We start from the raw sequence: 17,667 nt of genomic DNA, 5'->3' as shown, positions 1-17,667 counted from the left end.
TCTTTACCTGCCTCCCCCACAGCGCTACAATGCCCGCCCTTAACGTAGGGGCACTCCCCTAACCGCCTCATTCAGTGAAGCGGATCTGACCTGTCATCAGAACGAGAAAATTATGTTTAAACCGGAACTCCTTTCCCCGGCGGGAACGCTGAAAAATATGCGTTACGCTTTCGCTTATGGCGCAGATGCCGTGTATGCGGGCCAACCGCGTTACTCCCTGCGCGTGCGCAACAACGAATTTAACCACGAGAATTTGCAGCTCGGCATTAACGAAGCCCACGCGCTTGGCAAAAAATTCTATGTGGTCGTGAACATTGCGCCGCATAACGCGAAACTGAAAACCTTTATTCGCGATCTTAAACCGGTTGTGGAAATGGGGCCGGATGCGCTGATCATGTCCGATCCCGGGCTTATCATGCTGGTGCGTGAAAACTTCCCGGAGATGCCGATTCACCTTTCGGTGCAGGCCAACGCCGTAAACTGGGCAACGGTGAAGTTCTGGAACCAGATGGGGCTGACCCGCGTTATTCTTTCCCGCGAACTGTCGCTGGAAGAGATTGAAGAGATTCGTCAACAGGTGCCGGAAATGGAGATCGAAATCTTCGTACACGGCGCGCTGTGCATGGCCTACTCCGGTCGTTGCCTGCTCTCTGGCTACATCAACAAGCGCGATCCGAACCAGGGAACCTGCACCAACGCCTGCCGTTGGGAATATAACGTGCAGGAAGGGAAAGAAGACGTCGTAGGCAACATCGTCCATAAATACGAACCTATTCCGGTACAGAACGTCGAACCGACGCTGGGTATCGGCGCACCAACCGACAAAGTGTTTATGATCGAAGAGGCTCAGCGTCCGGGCGAATACATGACCGCGTTCGAAGATGAACACGGCACCTACATCATGAACTCGAAAGATCTGCGCGCCATTGCTCACGTTGAGCGCCTGACCAAAATGGGCGTGCACTCACTGAAAATCGAAGGCCGTACCAAATCCTTCTACTACTGTGCGCGTACCGCTCAGGTTTATCGCAAAGCGATCGACGATGCCGCTGCGGGCAAGCCGTTTGATCCGCAACTGCTGGAAACGCTGGAAGGCCTGGCGCATCGCGGTTACACCGAAGGCTTTCTGCGCCGTCACACGCATGATGACTACCAGAATTACGAGTACGGTTACTCTGTTTCTGAACGTCAGCAGTTCGTGGGTGAGTTCACCGGCGAGCGTAAAGGCGCCCTTGCCGCCGTTGCCGTGAAGAACAAATTCTCCATCGGCGACAGCCTGGAGCTGATGACGCCGCAGGGGAACGTCAACTTCACTCTGGAGCATATGGAAAACGCCAAAGGTGAAGCAATGCCGGTGGCGCCTGGCGATGGCTACACCGTCTGGATGCCGGTGCCGCAGGATATGGATCTGAATTATGCGTTGTTAATGCGTAATTTTTCCGGCGAATCCACGCGGAACCCACACGCTAAGTAGTTAATCCACGTTATTTTTTCATTATGGGAAGATTCTTAGAAATCGATCACATACCGCCTCGTTCATTACGGGTATTATCCGAGGCGCTGAAAAACATAACCCATAAATGCTAGCTGTACCAGGAACCACCTCCTTAGCCTGCGTAATCTCCCTTACGCAGGCTTATTTTTTTATGCAGCACAAACCTTCCATTTTCAGCCTGTTCTGACCTTTCCGCGCCTTTTCTGCTATACACTTTCAACAGGTTAACGACAGAGGCAAACAAAGGATGGCTACGTTTCCCGCCAGCTTACTGATTTTAAATGGCAAAGGCGCTGATAATCAGCCCCTGCGCGACGCGATAGGGCTACTTCGCGATGAGGGCGTGGAGATTCACGTCCGGGTCACCTGGGAAAAAGGCGATGCCCAGCGTTATGTTGATGAAGCCCGACAGCTTGGCGTTGAGACGGTCATTGCGGGCGGCGGCGACGGCACCATCAATGAGGTTTCCGCCGCGCTGATTCAGTGTCAGGGCGGCAACGTTCCCGCGCTTGGCATTTTGCCTCTGGGCACGGCCAATGACTTCGCCACCAGCGCTGGCATCCCGGAAGCGCTGGATAAAGCCTTAAAACTGGCGATTGCCGGTAACGCGGTTGCGATCGATATCGCTCAGGTCAACGATAAAACCTGCTTTATTAATATGGCGACAGGGGGTTTCGGGACGCGCATCACCACCGAAACGCCGGAAAAACTCAAGGCCGCTCTGGGCGGCGTCTCTTACTTTATTCATGGGCTGATGCGCATGGACACCCTCAAGCCCGATCGCTGTGAGATTCGCGGCGAGAATTTTCACTGGCAGGGCGATGCGCTGGTGATTGGCATTGGTAATGGTCGTCAGGCCGGTGGCGGACAACAGCTCTGCCCTGGCGCACTCATTAATGACGGGCTGCTGCAACTGCGGATCTTCACCGGTGAGGAGCTGCTTCCGGCGCTGTTTTCCACATTGACGCAGCCGGAAGAGAACCCCAACATTGTCGATGGCGCATCCGCCTGGTTTGATATTCAGGCTCCGCATGAAATCACCTTTAACCTCGATGGCGAGCCGCTCAGCGGTCAGGAATTTCATATTGAAATACTTCCCAACGCGCTGCATTGCCGTTTGCCGCCAGACTGCCCGTTACTGCGCTAATGAAAAAAGAAAGTAAGCGCAGAGAGGGATAATCAGACCGGCGACATCCCGGAACCTCTGCGCTCACAAACGGGTCATTTACCCTGCGGCCCGAACCGGCGGGGCCAGCGTCTCCAGGAGTTGCGGCATTGACGTGTAGCGCCCGATGGCCTCGCTAAAGCAGGGATGCTGGCAGCCGTCAGACACCACGATGGTATCAATTCCGGCGGCCTGCGCGGCGCGAAAACCACTCAGGCTGTCTTCAATCACCAGACAATCTGCGGCGGGCAGGCCCAGCTTTTTCAGCGCGGAGAGATACACCGCCGGGTGCGGTTTGCCGTAGCGTTCATCGTCAGCGCTGCAAATGACGTCAAAATGCCCCCGGAGATTAAGTTTAGAGAGAACAGCCTCAATAACCTGATGGGATGATGACGTAGCCAGCGCAATCCGATACCCCCTGTGGCGAAAATGATGCAATACCGCGTAGACGCCGTCCATCGCTTCGCCTTCCGTTGCAATAAGTCCGGTAATGCGTTTGCGAATGGCCGACTCCAGCACCCCAGGGTCTGTCTGCAACGGACAGTATTCGCACCAGACGCGGGCAATCTCATCCAGTCGCTTCCCTTTGGTTAACGTTTCACACTCCTCGTCATTAACCGTCACTCCCCAGCTTGCCAGCGCGTCTTTTTGCGCCTGACGCCACAGCCCTTCGGAGTCAATGATGACGCCATCCATGTCGAAAATTACCGCTTTACTCTTCATCATTTGCCGCCTTAAAAAGACCCGGCAGCACAGCCGGGCCCGACATCATTAAGAAATACCGACCGTTTCGCCTTCACATGCCTCCTGACGCGTGAATCCGGGTTGTTCAACACGAATAAACGGACACAGAATAAACGCCACAATATAGAGCAACGTATACGCAATCACGACGCCAATGGTGCTGAAGTGCGGTAACAACACCACGGCGATCGCCGGGGCGAGGAAGTTGGAAAGCCCAGCCGACAGGTTGTAGACCGAAATCGCGGCTCCTTTGTGTTTTGGCTCAAGCGCAGGAAAGACGGCGGCCATCGGCACAAACGCGGCAACGAAGATCCCCAGCGCGATTGCCGGAACCAGCGCCATCGCGAAGTTATGGCCAAAGTGCTGCGGAATGTAATAAAACGCGAGGCTGGAGAGCGCCATCCCGATGCAGCCAAACCAGCGTACAACCTTCATCCAGCCCATTTTCTCTGCCAGTACGCCCCAAAAGACGTTGGAGAAGATGGTTGTGAAGAAGAACGCCGCCCATACCTGTAGCCATTCAGAGGTGGTGAAGCCCAGTTCATCCACAAACATCATCGGCATGACCACCGCAAAACCGAACAGCGATAACGTATTGATAATACGCACGATACTGGACAACATAATGCTACGGTTGGTGTAAAGCAGCGTGACCGCACGCCCCAGTTCGCTGAACTTTTCACGGGTGGTGAGGTTTTGCATATGGCGCGGCGTTTCAATTTTACGCAGCGAAACCAGCGCGATAACACCGCCGGTCAGACAGAACGCCAGCGCCAGCCACAGGGTGCCCATTTCGCCAATATGCGGAATGGTAAAACTCGGGATATAACTGCCGAAAACGCCGATCCCAATAGAGTAGACCGCCCAGAACCAGCCCAGCGCGGCGCTGGTGCTGTCGCTACGGACGTTATGCACAATGGCGACGATAAACGCATAAAGGAACAGCGGATACGCCAGACCGCGAATACCGTAAAACAACAGAATTAAGGCGTAGTTGGACTGACCCAGTCCAAAAACGAGGAACAATACGTGGAATACGCACCACAGCACAAAGCCGATCATCATGGTTTTTTGCGGCGTGATGATCTCCGCCACTACGCCGGATACCCAGGCCGACAGCGCCGCCGCCAGACCATATAGCGTAAAGGCGAAGGAGGCTTCCGCCGGGGTAAAGCCCAGCGCTTTGATGTAGTGCGACAAAAATGCCAGCTCGAAACCATCACCAGTCATGAATACGGCGATGGCGATATACCCCCAGACCAGACTTAAGGGTAATCCCAGCCATTGTTTGTTAGTTAACGACATATTGACCTCGTTTTAGGGTGCAGGGAGCCACTCCGGTACATTCACCGGAGGGCTTTTGTTATAGAAATTATTGATTTCGATAGTTCAGGTCGTTTCGGTACAGTGCGTTAAACTGCTGATAACGCTGCATCAGCGCCGTGTGGCGAACCGGATCGCCATACCAGGTTTTGTAGACTTCCGGTTTTTCGCAAACGGACGCCAACGGTTTACCCGCCGCAAGGCACGCCAGTCGCGCCGCGCCCAGCGCGCCGCCGGTTTCTCCGCCTTTGTGCGTCACCACGGGCATATCCAGAATATCTGCCAGCAGTTGCGCCCAGAACGGACTTCGGGCGCCGCCGCCCACCAGCGAACATTGTTCGATATTTGTACCGCTCTCCTGCAAAACACGGAGCCCGTCAGCGATGCCGAAACTGACGCCTTCCAGCACCGCATACCCCATCAGCGCGCGCTGGCTGGAGTGCGTCAGCCCCCAGAACATGCCCCGGGCGTCAGGATCGTTATGCGGCGTGCGTTCGCCGGAAAGGTACGGCAGGAACATCGGCGCGCTGGCTTTTTCCGCATCGCTTAACTGCGCGATTTCTTCCAGCAGTTCCGTTTCCGTTGTCCCGACCAGGCGGCAGAACCATTGCAGACAGCTGGCGGCGCTGAGCATTACGCTCATCTGGTGCCACAAATTCGGCAGGACGTGGCAAAAAGCATGTACTGCGGATTGCGGCGCGGGACGGTACGCGTCCGTCACCACAAACAGCACGCCGGACGTCCCCAGTGAAATAAACGCATCGCCGGGCGATACCGCGCCAACGCCAATAGCGCTGACCGCGTTGTCTCCGCCGCCCCCGGCGACCACCACCGAAGGGTTTAACCCCCAGCGTTGCGCGACGGCGGGATCGAGCGTGGCAGAAATATCGCAGCCTTCCACCAGTTCCGGCATATTGGCTCGCGTCAGCCCGCATTTCTCCAGCAGCGCATCCGACCAGTCGCGCTTCTCGACGTCAAGCCACAGCGTCCCTGCCGAATCGGACATGTCGGAGACTTTTTTACCCGTCATTTTGAAACGCAGATAATCCTTCGGCAGCAGCACCGTTTCGATGCGGGCAAAATTCTGCGGTTCATGGCGACGCACCCACAGCAATTTCGGCGCGGTAAACCCCGGCATCGCCAGGTTACCGGCAACCTGATGCAACTCTGGGGCAATTTCTTCCAGCTCCGCACACTCCTGGGCGCTACGGGTGTCATTCCACAGAATCGCCGGGCGGATCGTATTCCCGGCGGCATCAAGCAGTACCGCGCCATGCATCTGACCGGAAAGACCGATCGCCTTAATCGCCTGCCAGTGATGACCACATTTCTCCCGCAGGGTGGACATCAGATACTCCGTCGCGTCCCACCAGGCTTCCGGTGATTGCTCTGACCAGTGTTGATGGGGTCGCTGAATCGTCAGCGGCGCGCTATGGGTGGCGACAATGTCATTATTTTCATCAATGACCAGCGCCTTCACTTCAGATGTGCCGAGATCGATACCCAGATACATAGCCACCTCTCAGTTAATCAGCGTGTGAACAGCAGCGATTTTCTCGCGCAGCAGCGCGGCGAAATCATCACGTTCCGTCAGGTCGCCAAACAGCGCTTTATCACTGGCATACGCCGCGATTGGATCGGCGGATTCAAACATGGCATGTACCGCTGGCGCATCCAAAATGCCGTCCTGGTATTCATAAGGCAGCGTGCCCTTGTGCCACTGCTCCATGAAGACGTAAAACAGTGCGGGCAGCATAGCGGTAGCGTTCGGCCGCGCACCGCGCTGATAGCACTCGCGCAGCGTCGGCGCAATCATCGCCGGGATTTTCGAGAATCCGTCGGCGGCAACGCGCTGGTTGGTATCCTGAATATGCGGGTTGGTAAAACGCTTAAGCACCACATCACGATAGGTCGGGAGATCGATGCCGTTATCTCCCAGGCAAGGGATCACGTCTTCCGTCACGTAGCGGTCGGCAATCTGGTAGATAAAGTCCGTCAGAGTGCTTTCATGAATATACTGCTGGCCGATTAACGTACCCGCCCACGCAATGCAGCTATGTGATGAGTTGAGGATGCGGATTTTCGCCTCTTCATACGGGATAACAGACGTCACCAGCTCCACACCGACATTTTCCAGCGCAGGACGCACATCGCGGAAACGATCTTCAACCACCCACTGGATAAAGGTTTCGCCCATTACCGGCGCTTTATCATCAATGCCCGTCTGCGCTTTGATACGCGCCGGAAGATCGGCTGCCGGACGCGGCGTGATGCGGTCCACCATCGTATTCGGGCAGGTCGCATTGGCGCTAAGCCAGTCAATCACCGCCTGTTTGCCAGTCAGCTGTAAAAACTCAACCAGACCATCGTGGAACCGTTCACCGTTGTGACGCACGTTGTCGCAGTTGAGCAGCGTCAGCGGCCCTGCGTTATTGGCCATACGCGCTTCCAGAATGCGGGTAATAACGCCGTAAATCGTTTTACAGCCGCCGTTGAGATCGCTCGCCAGATCGGGGTTATTCACTTCCAGCTTGTGGCTGGTGTTCAGGTAGTAGCCCCCTTCCGTCACGGTAAAGGCAATCACTTTGGTCTGCGCTCTGGCGCCTTCGGCAATCAGCGGCTGTAAATCCGCCTGCCACGGCAGCAGTTTCTGAATCGACGTGATCTCTTCGTACTCACGTTCGCCCTCCGGGCTGACCGTTTCCAGCACATAACGACCGTTTTGCGCCGCCAGCGCCTGCACAACGTGCTCGGCGTCATTGCGAATATTGCCGGCGGCAATGTGCCAGCGCGTATCGCCGGAAGCGATCAGACGATGCAGATACCACGCCTGATGGGCGCGGTGAAAAGAACCTAAGCCAATATGAAGCCATGTGTATTGATCGTTCATTGTTCTGCTCTCCAGTGAGGTTATGCCTGCACTCTAGTCGATCATTTGTATTAAATAAGAGCCGTAGATCACAAAAGAGCAATTGCTCTATAAAATTACAAATGACCACAAAAGAGCAAAGAGCTTGCCTCAATCCTGAGCACCCGCCAGAATGACCTTATCGGTTGAGGGAAATTAACGCCCCCAACGCCACTCTTAAGGTAGGGAAACGTGAGCAAAGAAGATGACATCAGGCTGGATCAGAAAGTCCGGGCCGCATGGATGTACTACATTGCGGGTTTAAACCAAAGTGAGATAGCCAGCCAGCTTGGGACGTCAAGACCGGTGGTACAACGCCTTATCGCTGCGGCGAAAGAGGAAGGCATTGTTTCGATTGGTCTGCACCATCCTGTCGCGAACTGCCTCGATTACGCGCAGCTTTTGCAGGAAAAGTATCAGTTAATTAACTGCAATATTGTTCCCGCCTACAGCAGCGAAAGCACCCTCGACAGCGTAACCTTTGGCTGTTATCAACTGATGGCCCGCTACTTACAGGGCGACAAACCGACGGTAGTCGGCATTGGTTCCGGGTTGACGCTGAAAAAAACCATCAAACGCATTGATTTCGACAGTCGCAATACGCGCTGCGTGGCGTTGATCAGCGCCATGAACGAACACGGACAATGTAACTATTACGACGACGTCCCGCTGTTGCTGGCGCGTAAAATTCAGGGCAAATATTACCAGTGGCCCGCGCCACGCTATGCGCAATCCTGTGATGAATACGAGATGTGGTGCACCAGCCGTCTGTTCCGCAACGTCTCTGCCGTCGCCGAAGCGTCGGAGGTCATTTTTGTCGGCATCGGCGCGCTGGGGAAACAGAGTCCTATCTTCAAAGACGGTTTTATCAATGAGGCGCAACTGGACGAACTGACCGCGCGCGGCGGCGTGGGGGAAATACTTGGCCGCTTTATTGACGCAGACGGCAACGTAGTGGATAGCCTCATCAACCGCTACATCACCAGCTACGATATACGCCAGAGCCAGTGTCCGCGTATTGCGGCGGCCTGCGGTGAAGATAAGCGCCCTGCTATCCTCGCCGCACTGAAAGGCGGCTGGATCAACGGTCTGGTCACCGATGAACATACCGCGCGCTGGTTGCTGACGCGCTAACGCGCCATGTTCTGGCTGGCGATCAATTCCGGCGGGATCTCAATACGACGTATTGTGGTGTCGCCGGAATCCACAATCTCAAACACTTTGTCCAGCATGGCTGGCACATCCTGGCGCACCATATCGATATCGTGCCCCAGCAGAGAGACAAACGGGTCCCAGTCAAAACAGCCCATTGGCGGCTGATGGCTTCCCGTCTGCCCGTTCTGCGCCAGCCAGCGCACCACCCCTTCGAGCGAAATTGTCGAATTAACAAACAGCCCCGGCAGTGGAATATCAGGCGACGGATAGACCGATTTCAGTAACCCTTCCACCCTTGCGGAAGAATACCCCGTGACCAGTTGCTGCGTTTCCGGCACCGTCAATCCATGCGCTTTATGCGCGTCGAGGAAGCCGCGCAAGCGTTCGGCGGTGTTATTGTCGGTGATTCGCCCCCCCACAAACGTCAGCGGAGCCAAAACGCCATACCGCTTTTGGCTGCTGGCGAGAATGCTTTCCGTCAGCGCTTTAGCCCCCGCATAGTTATCCGAAATAATCGACGGCGCCAGCGTTCCGGGCAGATCGAGGTTCAGCGTGGGCACACCCGCCTGATGACACATCTGCGCGATCTTATCCGGGTGCGTCGCCCCGGTGGCGATAACCCAGTCCACCTGCCAGGAGAGCATCGCCCTCGCCGCTTCAACCTCCAGCTCCGGTTGACGCCGCGTACAGGTAATGATGGGCAGCAGCCCCCTGGCACGCGCCATCTCTTCAAACTTTTCAGCAATGGAGCCAAAGTAGCGGTTGTCGTATTTCGGGACAATCATCCCGATGACATTCGATTTCTTACTGCGAAGCAGACTGGCCTGTCGGTTCACCGCATATCCCTGCTCTTCAGCAATCCGGGTCACCTTCTCCGCCAGCTTTGCGCTAATGCGTCGCTTCTTCCAGTTGCCATTCAAAATTGCGCTCACCGCGCTGGCGGAAACCCCGGTTAACTCAGCCAGGTCGTAGATGGTTGTTTTCTTCGTTTTCTCAACGCGCGTCACAAAATCGCCTCTTCATTTTGAATGTCTCTTGCTGAGGAAATAAACAAGTGCTAGATCAGCTTCATCGATTGAGCAATATGCTTCACACGCCAGTCAGAACGCCCCCGTTCTTCGCGCAGAAGCAAATACACCTTAAAAATCACCTATGCATAAAGGATTATAAAATGAATCACTCTGTCCCCTCCATGAATACTTCCCTCAACGGCAAGGTTGCAGCCATTACCGGCGCAGCCTCCGGTATCGGCCTTGAGTGTGCGAAAACCCTGCTTGCCGCAGGAGCAAAAGTGGTCCTGATCGACCGCGAAGGCGAGAAGCTGAAGAAAATCATCGCGGAACTGGGCGATAACGCGTTTGCGCTGCAAATCGACTTGTTCAATACCGGACAGGTCGACAACCTGCTGGCAGGCATTATCGAGCTGGCCGGTGGGCTGGATATTTTCCATGCTAACGCAGGCGCTTACATTGGCGGACCGGTCGCCGAAGGCGATCCTGACGTCTGGGATCGCGTACTGAACCTCAACATCAATGCCGCATTTCGCTGCGTCCGCGCCGTATTGCCGCATATGATTGCGCAAAAATCCGGCGATATCATTTTCACCAGTTCTATCGCTGGCGTTGTACCGGTCATCTGGGAACCTATTTACACGGCCTCCAAATTTGCCGTTCAGGCCTTTGTCCATACAACCCGCCGTCAGGTGTCCGAACATGGCGTACGCGTCGGAGCCGTGCTGCCGGGGCCGGTAGTGACCGCGCTGCTGGACGACTGGCCGCAGGCGAAAATGGAAGAAGCGCTGGCAAATGGCAGCCTGATGCAGCCGATCGAAGTCGCAGAATCGGTACTGTTTATGGTCACTCGTTCGAAAAACGTCACTGTTCGCGATCTGGTTATCCTCCCCAACAGCGTTGATCTGTGAGGAAAAGCGCCATGAACAGCTTACAGAAAACCGTTATCGGCGTGGATGTTGGTTCAGGCAGCGTCCGCGCAGGTATCTTCGACCTGAGCGGCACGTTGCTCTCTCATGTCACGCAAAAAATCACGACCACTCATCGGAGCGGCAGCCGCGTGGAGCAGTCCAGCCAGGAGATCTGGCAGGCCGTTTGTCACTGCATCCGGGAAGCGCTCAGGCAGTCCGGCGCGGCGCCGGAAAGCGTGGCGGGGATCGGTTTCGACGCCACCTGCTCGCTGGTGGTTCTGGATAAAAACGGCGCGCCGCTCCCCGTGAGCGCCGAAGGCGATGCGGCGCAAAACATCATCGTCTGGATGGACCATCGCGCGACTGAACAGGCTGAACGCATTAACGCCAGCCAACATCCGGTGCTGAACTATGTCGGCGGGAAAATCTCACCGGAAATGGAAACGCCTAAGATTTTATGGCTGAAGGAAAATCGCCGCGAGGTGTACGAAAACGCATGGCAATTTTTCGACCTTGCAGACTTCCTGACCTGGCGCGCCACCGGCGACCTTGCCCGCTCCATCTGTACAGTCACCTGCAAATGGACCTGGCTTGCTCATGAAAACCGCTGGGACCCGGACTATTTCCGCACGATCGGGCTGGCAGAACTGGCTGATGACGAGTTTGCCCGCATCGGGCAGCGCATCGTGCCGCCGGGTACGCCCTGTGGCGACGGCTTAACCGCGCAGGCGGCGCAGGAGATGGGCCTGCCTGCGGGCACACCGGTCGCCGTGGGTCTGATTGACGCCCATGCGGGCGGCATCGGGACTGTCGGCGTTGAAGGCGGAGCCCTCAATAATATGGCATATGTGTTTGGCACTTCATCCTGCACTATGACCTCAACGAACGATCCCGTTTTCGTTCCCGGCGTCTGGGGGCCGTATTACAGCGCGATGGTGCCAGGGCTCTGGCTTGTTGAGGGAGGGCAAAGCGCCGCGGGCGCGGCTATCGATCAGCTATTGGCGTTTCATCCCGCCGCCGAAGACGCGCGGAAACTGGCGCAGGAGGCAGGATTACCGCTGCCGGTTTATCTTGCCGATCGGGTGTCAGAAAAAGCGCCGCAGGCGTCGGACGCCGTCACGCTGGTGGCGGGTATTCATGTTGTACCGGAGTTTTTAGGCAACCGCGCGCCGTTTGCCGACCCGCACGCACGCGCCGTTATTTGCGGATTGGGTATGGAACGCGATCTGGACAATTTACTGGCGTTGTATGTGGCGGGACTGTGCGGTATCGGTTACGGTTTGCGGCAAATTATTGATGCGCAGAATGCCTGCGGCGTACGGAATAAAAATATCGTGATTAGCGGCGGTGCGGGTCAGCATCCTCTGGTGCGGCAACTATTAGCCGATACCTGCGGACTTCCGGTATTAACCACCCAGTGCAGCGAGCCCGTTTTATTAGGTTCCGCAATACTTGGCGCCGTCGCCGGAAATATTTCCCCCTCGGTTGCCGAGGCCATGAAGCAGTTTACGCATGTGGATACCTGTTATTACCCACAGACAGCGTATCAGCCATTGCATCATCGTCGTTACGAGGCCTATAAGCAGTTGCAACACATGGCGAAAATGCTCAGAGAGTGATTTTTGCGCCGTCCTGATAACCAATACCCCTCCCCGAAAACCTGGGGAGGGGTACGTGACATCAGGCAATCGTCACTTTATTGTCCAGGTAGACGTCCTGCACGGCGTTAATCAGTTTCACGCCATCCGCCATTGTTTTCTTGAAGGCTTTACGCCCCAGAATCAGGCCCATGCCGCCCGCGCGTTTGTTGATAACCGCAGTACGCACAGCGTCGCTGAGATCGGTCTCACCGCCCGCCGCGCCGCCGGAGTTAATCAGCCCCGCGCGCCCCATATAGCAGTTGGCTAACTGGTAACGCACCAGATCGATAGGGTTATCGCTGGTCAGCTTGCTGTAAACACGATCGTCGGTGTAGCCGAAATTCACCGCCTTATAGCCGCCGTTATTTTCCGCCATTTTTTGTTTGACGATATCTGCGCCAATCGTCGCCGCCAGGTGGTTAGCCTGCCCGGTCAGGTCGGCAGAAACGTGGTAATCCACGCCGTCTTTTTTAAATGCAGAGTTACGCAAATATGCCCACAGAACGGTCACCATCCCCAGCTCATGCGCACGTTCAAAAGCGGCGGAAATCTCTTCAATCTGACGACGCGACTGCTCAGAACCGAAGTAAATGGTCGCGCCAACGGCCACGGCGCCCAGATTGAACGCTTGCTCAACGCTGGCATAGAGCGTTTGATCGTACTCCGTTGGGTAGCTCAACGTCTCGTTGTGATTCAGTTTGACGAGGAACGGAATGCGGTGCGCGTAACGGCGTGAAACCGATGCCAGTACCCCATACGTCGAGGCCACGCAGTTACAGCCTGCTTCAATAGCCAGTTCGACGATATTCTTTGGATCAAAATAAAGCGGGTTTGCGGCAAACGACGCCCCGGCAGAATGTTCAACGCCCTGATCGACGGGCAGAATGGAGAGGTAGCCCGTTCCGGCCAGACGTCCGGTATTATACAGTGTCTGCATGTTACGCAGTACGGCAGGCGGACGGTTGTTATCAACCATCACGCGGTCTACGTAGTCATGTCCGGGTAAATAAAGTTGGTCAGAAGGAATGGTCATACAACGATGCTGTAAAAGGCTGTCGGCGTCTTTGCCAAGCAACTGCGCAATATCAGTCATAGCTATGCTCCCGTAAGTTCCGATTGAGTACCGGAATGTGGATTGTCCTGACCCGCGTTTTGCGGGCAGCAATAAGCCTGGTACTGACCGGCCATTTTTTCCATCTGTAGCGCATTTTTCAGCGCTATCTGCTGGCACGTTTCAGGTACGAAAAAGTGTTACAGCAGTCAAATTTACGCCCCAAAGGTATTTAAAAGGTATTATTAAGTGGTACTGTCATCGCGTACCTTACCTGTCATGAAGGATTTAACGATGAAAACTACAGTGAAACTGTCGTTCATGATGTTCGTGGAGTGGTTTATCTGGGGCGCCTGGTTCGTCCCCCTCTGGCTTTGGCTGAACAAAAGCGGTTTTAGCGCCGGAGAAATCGGCTGGTCTTACGCATGTACCGCGATTGCCGCCATTCTCTCGCCGATTCTCGTCGGCTCACTGACTGACCGCTTTTTCTCCGCACAAAAAGTGCTGGCGGTGCTGATGTTCGCAGGCGCAGTCCTGATGTATTTCGCCGCGCAGCAAACAACATTCGCCGGGTTCTTCCCGCTGCTGCTGGCCTATTCCTTAACCTATATGCCCACTATTGCGCTGACGAACAGCATCGCCTTCGCCAACGTGCCGGACGTCGAGCGCGATTTCCCACGCATTCGCGTGATGGGCACCATTGGCTGGATCGCATCCGGGCTGGCGTGCGGCTTCTTACCGCAAATGCTGGGCTATAACGATATCTCGCCAACCAATATTCCGCTGTTGATCACCGCAGGCAGTTCCGTCCTGCTGGGCGCCTTTGCGTTCTTCCTGCCGGATACGCCGCCAAAAAGCACCGGCAAGCTGGACATTAAAGTTATGCTGGGGCTGGATGCGCTGATCCTGCTGCGCGATAAAAACTTCCTGGTCTTTTTCTTCTGCTCGTTCCTGTTTGCGATGCCGCTGGCGTTCTACTACATCTTCGCGAATGGCTATCTGACGGAAGTCGGCATGAAAAACGCCACCGGCTGGATGACGCTGGGCCAGTTCTCCGAAATCTTCTTTATGCTGGCGTTACCCTTCTTCACGAAGCGCTTTGGCATTAAAAAGGTCTTACTGCTTGGTCTTATCACTGCGGCAATCCGCTACGGCTTTTTTGTTTACGGCGGCGCGGAAGAATATTTCACCTATGCCCTGCTGTTTCTTGGCATTTTGCTGCACGGCGTCAGTTACGACTTCTACTATGTTACGGCCTATATCTATGTCGATAAAAAAGCGCCTGTGCATATGCGTACTGCCGCTCAGGGGTTGATCACCCTCTGCTGTCAGGGGTTTGGCAGCCTGCTGGGCTACCGTCTCGGCGGCGTGATGATGGAAAAAATGTTTGCCTATAAAGAGCCGGTAAACGGCCTCACCTTCAACTGGGCGGGCATGTGGACATTCGGGGCGGTGATGATCGCCGTGATTGCCGTGTTGTTTATGATTTTCTTTCGCGAATCCGACAAAGAGATCACTGCGATTAAAGTGGACGATCGCGATATTGCGCTGACACAAGGGGAAGTTAAATGAAAGCTGAACGTATTCTCGGTGCCCTTTATGGGCAGGCGTTAGGGGATGCGATGGGAATGCCGTCGGAGCTATGGCCCAGAACGCGCGTAAAAGCGCATTTTGGCTGGATTGATCGCTTTCTGCCCGGCCCTGCGGAAAATAACGCGGCCTGCTATTTTAACCGCGCTGAATTTACTGACGATACGTCGATGGCGCTGTGTCTGGCGGATGCGCTGCTGGAGCGCGACGGGCAGATCGACCCGGACCTGATTGGCCGTAACATTCTGGACTGGGCGCTGCGCTTTGACGCCTTTAATAAGAACGTTCTTGGCCCGACGTCGAAAATTGCGCTGAACGCCATTCGTGACGGCAAGCCCGTTGCTGAACTGGAAAACAACGGCGTGACCAACGGGGCGGCCATGCGCGTTTCCCCACTGGGGTGCTTGCTTCCGCCACGCGATCTGGATGCGTTTATTGATGATGTGGCCCTGGCCTCCAGCCCGACACATAAGTCAGACCTGGCTGTTGCTGGTGCGGTCGTTGTGGCATGGGCTATCTCACGCGCGATTGAAGGTGATTGCTGGTCTGATATTGTCGATTCGCTACCGGCTATCGCCCACTATGCGCAGCAAAAACGCATCACGACCTTTAGCGCCTCGCTCTCCGCTCGCCTGGAGATCGCATTGAAGATCGTCCGTGACGCGAACGGCATTGAATCCGCCAGCGAGCAGCTTTACCAGGTGGTTGGCGCGGGCACCAGCACCATTGAATCGGTGCCCTGCGCCATCGCAATGGTCGAGCTGGCCAACACCGACCCTAACCGCTGCGCCATTCTGTGCGCCAATCTCGGCGGCGACACCGACACCATTGGGGCGATGGCAACGGCGATTTGTGGCGCGCTGCACGGCGTGGAGGCCATCGAGCCTGCGCTGAAAGATGAGCTGGACGCGGTAAACCAACTGGACTTCATGCGCTATGCCACCGCGCTGACGCGCTATCGCCAGCAGCGGGAGGCGGTATGAACACAACGCGCCTGCGGGCGTTGCTGCCCGATTTAGCCCGCCGCCAGCCGGTGACGGTCGTGGGCGCGGCGGTCATTGATGTGATTGCCGATGCTTACGCGCTGCCCTGGCGTGGCTGCGATATTGAGCTTAAACAGCAAGGCGTCAACGTCGGCGGCTGCGCGCTCAATATCGCCGTCGCCTTAAAGCGTCTGGGGATTGAGGCCAGTAATGCCCTGCCCCTCGGTCAGGGCGTATGGTCAGACATTATTCGTCATCGCATGGCGAAAGAGGGGTTACACAGCCTGATCGACAACGCAGAGGGAGACAACGGCTGGTGTCTGGCGCTGGTAGAACCGGATGGCGAACGCACGTTTATGTCGTTCAGCGGCGTTGAGAACCAATGGAATGCCGACTGGCTGGCGCAGCTGACAATTCCGCCCGACAGTTGGATCTACTTTTCCGGTTATCAACTCGCCTCGCCATGCGGCGAACTGCTGGTGAGCTGGCTGGAAGGGTTAGAGCGCGTGACGCCGTTTATCGACTTCGGGCCGCGAATCGGCGACATTCCCGACCCGCTAATGGCGCGGATTATGGCCTGCCATCCGCTGGTATCGCTGAACCGTCAGGAGGCAGACATTGCTGCCGAACGGTTTGGCTTTAGTCATGAACCTAACGCGTTTGGCGCCGCCTGGCTTGCGGCGTTTGCCTCACCGGTTATTGTCCGCCACGATAAAGACGGAGCATGGTATTTCAGCCAGCAATCATCCGGCTGCGTGCCCGCATTTGCCACAACGGTCGTCGATACCATTGGCGCGGGAGACAGCCACGCGGGAGGCATGCTGGCCGGGCTGGCATCCGGCTGGGCGCTTGCAGACGCGGTGCTGCTGGGGAACGCGGTCGCCTCCTGGGTGGTAGGCCATCGCGGCGGCGATTGCGCGCCAACGCGCGAGGCGCTACTCCTCGCACACAAAAACGTATAGATCGCTGCGACAGTAGCTGATGCTGTATTCAATGGGCCGCTGTTGCTGGTCAAGCGCCACCTGCTTGATCACCAGCACCGGCACTTTGCTGTCCATCTGAATATGTGACTGAAATTCCGCATCCGGCATACGCGCGCTGACGCGAGAGCGTGTACGTTGCGGAAAGATATGCTGGCTGCGGAAATAGTCATACAGCGAGATCCCGATGGCGTCCGCATCATGAATCAGGTGCGCGGGCACCCAGGACTCCTCAATGGACACCGCATCCTCATCCACATAACGGATACGTTTGAGCAAGAACACATCGCTGCCTGCGGCGATCGCCAGTTGCTGCGCCACCTCATCCGGGCATTTCACTACCCGCTTGTTGACCCACAGGGTATCCGGCTTTTTACCGCGCAATACCACCTGCTGCGAAAAACCGCGCGCCTCTTTCAGGGAATATTCGAAGATGTTGTTAATCTGCGTTCCGTAGCCACGGGCGCGGGTCACGACGCCTTCTTCTTCCAGCGCCTGCATTGCCTTGCGCACCGTAATACGCGAAACGCCGGTCAACTGGCTGAGATCGCGCTCGCCGGGCAAAATGTTGCCATGCTCAAGAATCCCGCTGCGAACGGCATTTTTGACCGTCTCGGCAAACTTCCTGTACAGCGGCGTGTTATCCACCGCGGCAATTCGTTCATTCAGTTGCGCGATAAGCCGGGTATGCGCTTGTTCCATTTATCTTTTT

At 56.0% G+C, this 17,667-nt stretch carries 15 protein-coding genes; 8 read left to right on the top strand and 7 right to left on the bottom strand.

The features are described from left to right. The first annotated feature begins 112 nt into the window (after window positions 1-112). Window positions 113-1,474: a prephenate-dependent tRNA uridine(34) hydroxylase TrhP gene (trhP, locus tag OGX80_RS18430; RefSeq protein ID WP_012131678.1), complete on the top strand. Its 1,362-nt coding sequence runs from the start codon at window positions 113-115 to the stop codon at window positions 1,472-1,474. 268 nt (window positions 1,475-1,742) lie between these two features. After that, entirely contained in the window at window positions 1,743-2,642 is a 900-nt protein-coding gene (gene yegS, locus OGX80_RS18425; RefSeq protein WP_115181414.1) for a lipid kinase YegS, read from the top strand. A 78-nt stretch (window positions 2,643-2,720) separates the two neighbouring features. On the opposite strand, the gene OGX80_RS18420 is transcribed toward yegS, so the two are convergent. The 4 genes from OGX80_RS18420 to dalD form a co-directional block, all read right to left on the bottom strand. Next, complete coding sequence (locus OGX80_RS18420) at window positions 2,721-3,386, bottom strand: HAD family hydrolase (protein WP_181899069.1); 666 nt, start codon at window positions 3,384-3,386, stop codon at window positions 2,721-2,723. 45 nt (window positions 3,387-3,431) lie between these two features. Next, a complete protein-coding gene (locus tag OGX80_RS18415; protein ID WP_012131672.1) occupies window positions 3,432-4,709 on the bottom strand; it encodes an RbtT/DalT/CsbX family MFS transporter in 1,278 nt (425 codons plus the stop codon). A 67-nt stretch (window positions 4,710-4,776) separates the two neighbouring features. Continuing rightward, the gene (gene xylB, locus OGX80_RS18410; protein WP_115181412.1) at window positions 4,777-6,240 is read right to left on the bottom strand and encodes a xylulokinase; all 1,464 of its coding nucleotides are present in this window, start codon (window positions 6,238-6,240) and stop codon (window positions 4,777-4,779) included. 9 nt (window positions 6,241-6,249) lie between these two features. Then, complete coding sequence (gene dalD, locus OGX80_RS18405) at window positions 6,250-7,617, bottom strand: D-arabinitol 4-dehydrogenase (protein WP_047462567.1); 1,368 nt, start codon at window positions 7,615-7,617, stop codon at window positions 6,250-6,252. Between the two features lie 210 nt (window positions 7,618-7,827). Between dalD and OGX80_RS18400 the strand changes: the two genes are divergently transcribed. Beyond that, window positions 7,828-8,769 carry a sugar-binding transcriptional regulator gene (locus OGX80_RS18400; RefSeq protein ID WP_012131669.1) on the top strand — a complete coding sequence of 314 codons (942 nt, stop codon included), beginning with the start codon at window positions 7,828-7,830 and terminating at the stop codon, window positions 8,767-8,769. Here OGX80_RS18400 and OGX80_RS18395 read toward each other — a convergent pair. After that, window positions 8,766-9,797 (bottom strand): LacI family DNA-binding transcriptional regulator, encoded by a 1,032-nt coding sequence (locus tag OGX80_RS18395; RefSeq protein WP_058669402.1) that lies wholly within the window; start codon window positions 9,795-9,797, stop codon window positions 8,766-8,768. The genes OGX80_RS18400 and OGX80_RS18395 overlap by 4 nt on opposite strands. Window positions 9,798-9,961: 164 nt before the next feature. On the opposite strand from OGX80_RS18395, the gene OGX80_RS18390 reads away from it, so the two are divergent. After that, window positions 9,962-10,711 (top strand): SDR family oxidoreductase, encoded by a 750-nt coding sequence (locus OGX80_RS18390; protein ID WP_181899070.1) that lies wholly within the window; start codon window positions 9,962-9,964, stop codon window positions 10,709-10,711. 11 nt (window positions 10,712-10,722) lie between these two features. Next, window positions 10,723-12,330 carry an FGGY family pentulose kinase gene (locus OGX80_RS18385; protein WP_115181410.1) on the top strand — a complete coding sequence of 536 codons (1,608 nt, stop codon included), beginning with the start codon at window positions 10,723-10,725 and terminating at the stop codon, window positions 12,328-12,330. Window positions 12,331-12,391: 61 nt separating this feature from the next. On the opposite strand, the gene fbaB is transcribed toward OGX80_RS18385, so the two are convergent. After that, window positions 12,392-13,444, bottom strand: a complete 1,053-nt coding sequence (gene fbaB, locus OGX80_RS18380) for a class I fructose-bisphosphate aldolase (protein WP_012131665.1) — start codon at window positions 13,442-13,444, stop codon at window positions 12,392-12,394. 252 nt (window positions 13,445-13,696) lie between these two features. Here fbaB and OGX80_RS18375 point away from each other — a divergent pair, with 252 nt between their 5' ends. The 3 genes from OGX80_RS18375 to OGX80_RS18365 are packed head-to-tail and all read left to right on the top strand — an operon-like array spanning window position 13,697 to window position 16,937. Further along, window positions 13,697-14,974, top strand: a complete 1,278-nt coding sequence (locus OGX80_RS18375) for a nucleoside permease (protein WP_047462559.1) — start codon at window positions 13,697-13,699, stop codon at window positions 14,972-14,974. Beyond that, window positions 14,971-15,975, top strand: a complete 1,005-nt coding sequence (locus tag OGX80_RS18370) for an ADP-ribosylglycohydrolase family protein (protein WP_115181409.1) — start codon at window positions 14,971-14,973, stop codon at window positions 15,973-15,975. Before OGX80_RS18375 ends, OGX80_RS18370 begins: the two co-directional genes overlap by 4 nt. Then, on the top strand, window positions 15,972-16,937 hold the full coding sequence (locus OGX80_RS18365; protein ID WP_012131661.1) for a PfkB family carbohydrate kinase: 966 nt from the start codon (window positions 15,972-15,974) through the stop codon (window positions 16,935-16,937). The genes OGX80_RS18370 and OGX80_RS18365 overlap by 4 nt, the downstream gene beginning before the upstream one ends. Here OGX80_RS18365 and OGX80_RS18360 read toward each other — a convergent pair. Beyond that, window positions 16,911-17,657: a GntR family transcriptional regulator gene (locus OGX80_RS18360; RefSeq protein WP_012131660.1), complete on the bottom strand. Its 747-nt coding sequence runs from the start codon at window positions 17,655-17,657 to the stop codon at window positions 16,911-16,913. The genes OGX80_RS18365 and OGX80_RS18360 overlap by 27 nt on opposite strands. Window positions 17,658-17,667 lie beyond the last annotated feature (10 nt).

Origin of the sequence: Citrobacter sp. CK194, from assembly GCF_030333395.1 — a bacterium.
GTDB classification, from domain to species: domain Bacteria; phylum Pseudomonadota; class Gammaproteobacteria; order Enterobacterales; family Enterobacteriaceae; genus Citrobacter_B; species Citrobacter_B koseri.
The sequence above is the reverse complement of the archived record's forward strand: the minus strand, read 5'-3'. Positions and strand labels throughout refer to the sequence as shown.

Bases quoted from the DNA above. Each gene is read 5' to 3' on its own strand.
- xylB (WP_115181412.1), bottom strand. From the start codon at position 6,240: ATGTATCTGGGTATCGATCTCGGCACATCTGAAGTGAAGGCGCTGGTC.
- dalD (WP_047462567.1), bottom strand. From the start codon at position 7,617: ATGAACGATCAATACACATGGCTTCATATTGGCTTAGGTTCTTTTCAC.
- OGX80_RS18365 (WP_012131661.1), top strand. From the start codon at position 15,972: ATGAACACAACGCGCCTGCGGGCGTTGCTGCCCGATTTAGCCCGCCGC.
- OGX80_RS18375 (WP_047462559.1), top strand. From the start codon at position 13,697: ATGAAAACTACAGTGAAACTGTCGTTCATGATGTTCGTGGAGTGGTTT.
- trhP (WP_012131678.1), top strand. From the start codon at position 113: ATGTTTAAACCGGAACTCCTTTCCCCGGCGGGAACGCTGAAAAATATG.
- OGX80_RS18390 (WP_181899070.1), top strand. From the start codon at position 9,962: ATGAATCACTCTGTCCCCTCCATGAATACTTCCCTCAACGGCAAGGTT.
- fbaB (WP_012131665.1), bottom strand. From the start codon at position 13,444: ATGACTGATATTGCGCAGTTGCTTGGCAAAGACGCCGACAGCCTTTTA.
- OGX80_RS18370 (WP_115181409.1), top strand. From the start codon at position 14,971: ATGAAAGCTGAACGTATTCTCGGTGCCCTTTATGGGCAGGCGTTAGGG.
- OGX80_RS18385 (WP_115181410.1), top strand. From the start codon at position 10,723: ATGAACAGCTTACAGAAAACCGTTATCGGCGTGGATGTTGGTTCAGGC.
- yegS (WP_115181414.1), top strand. From the start codon at position 1,743: ATGGCTACGTTTCCCGCCAGCTTACTGATTTTAAATGGCAAAGGCGCT.
- OGX80_RS18360 (WP_012131660.1), bottom strand. From the start codon at position 17,657: ATGGAACAAGCGCATACCCGGCTTATCGCGCAACTGAATGAACGAATT.
- OGX80_RS18415 (WP_012131672.1), bottom strand. From the start codon at position 4,709: ATGTCGTTAACTAACAAACAATGGCTGGGATTACCCTTAAGTCTGGTC.
- OGX80_RS18420 (WP_181899069.1), bottom strand. From the start codon at position 3,386: ATGATGAAGAGTAAAGCGGTAATTTTCGACATGGATGGCGTCATCATT.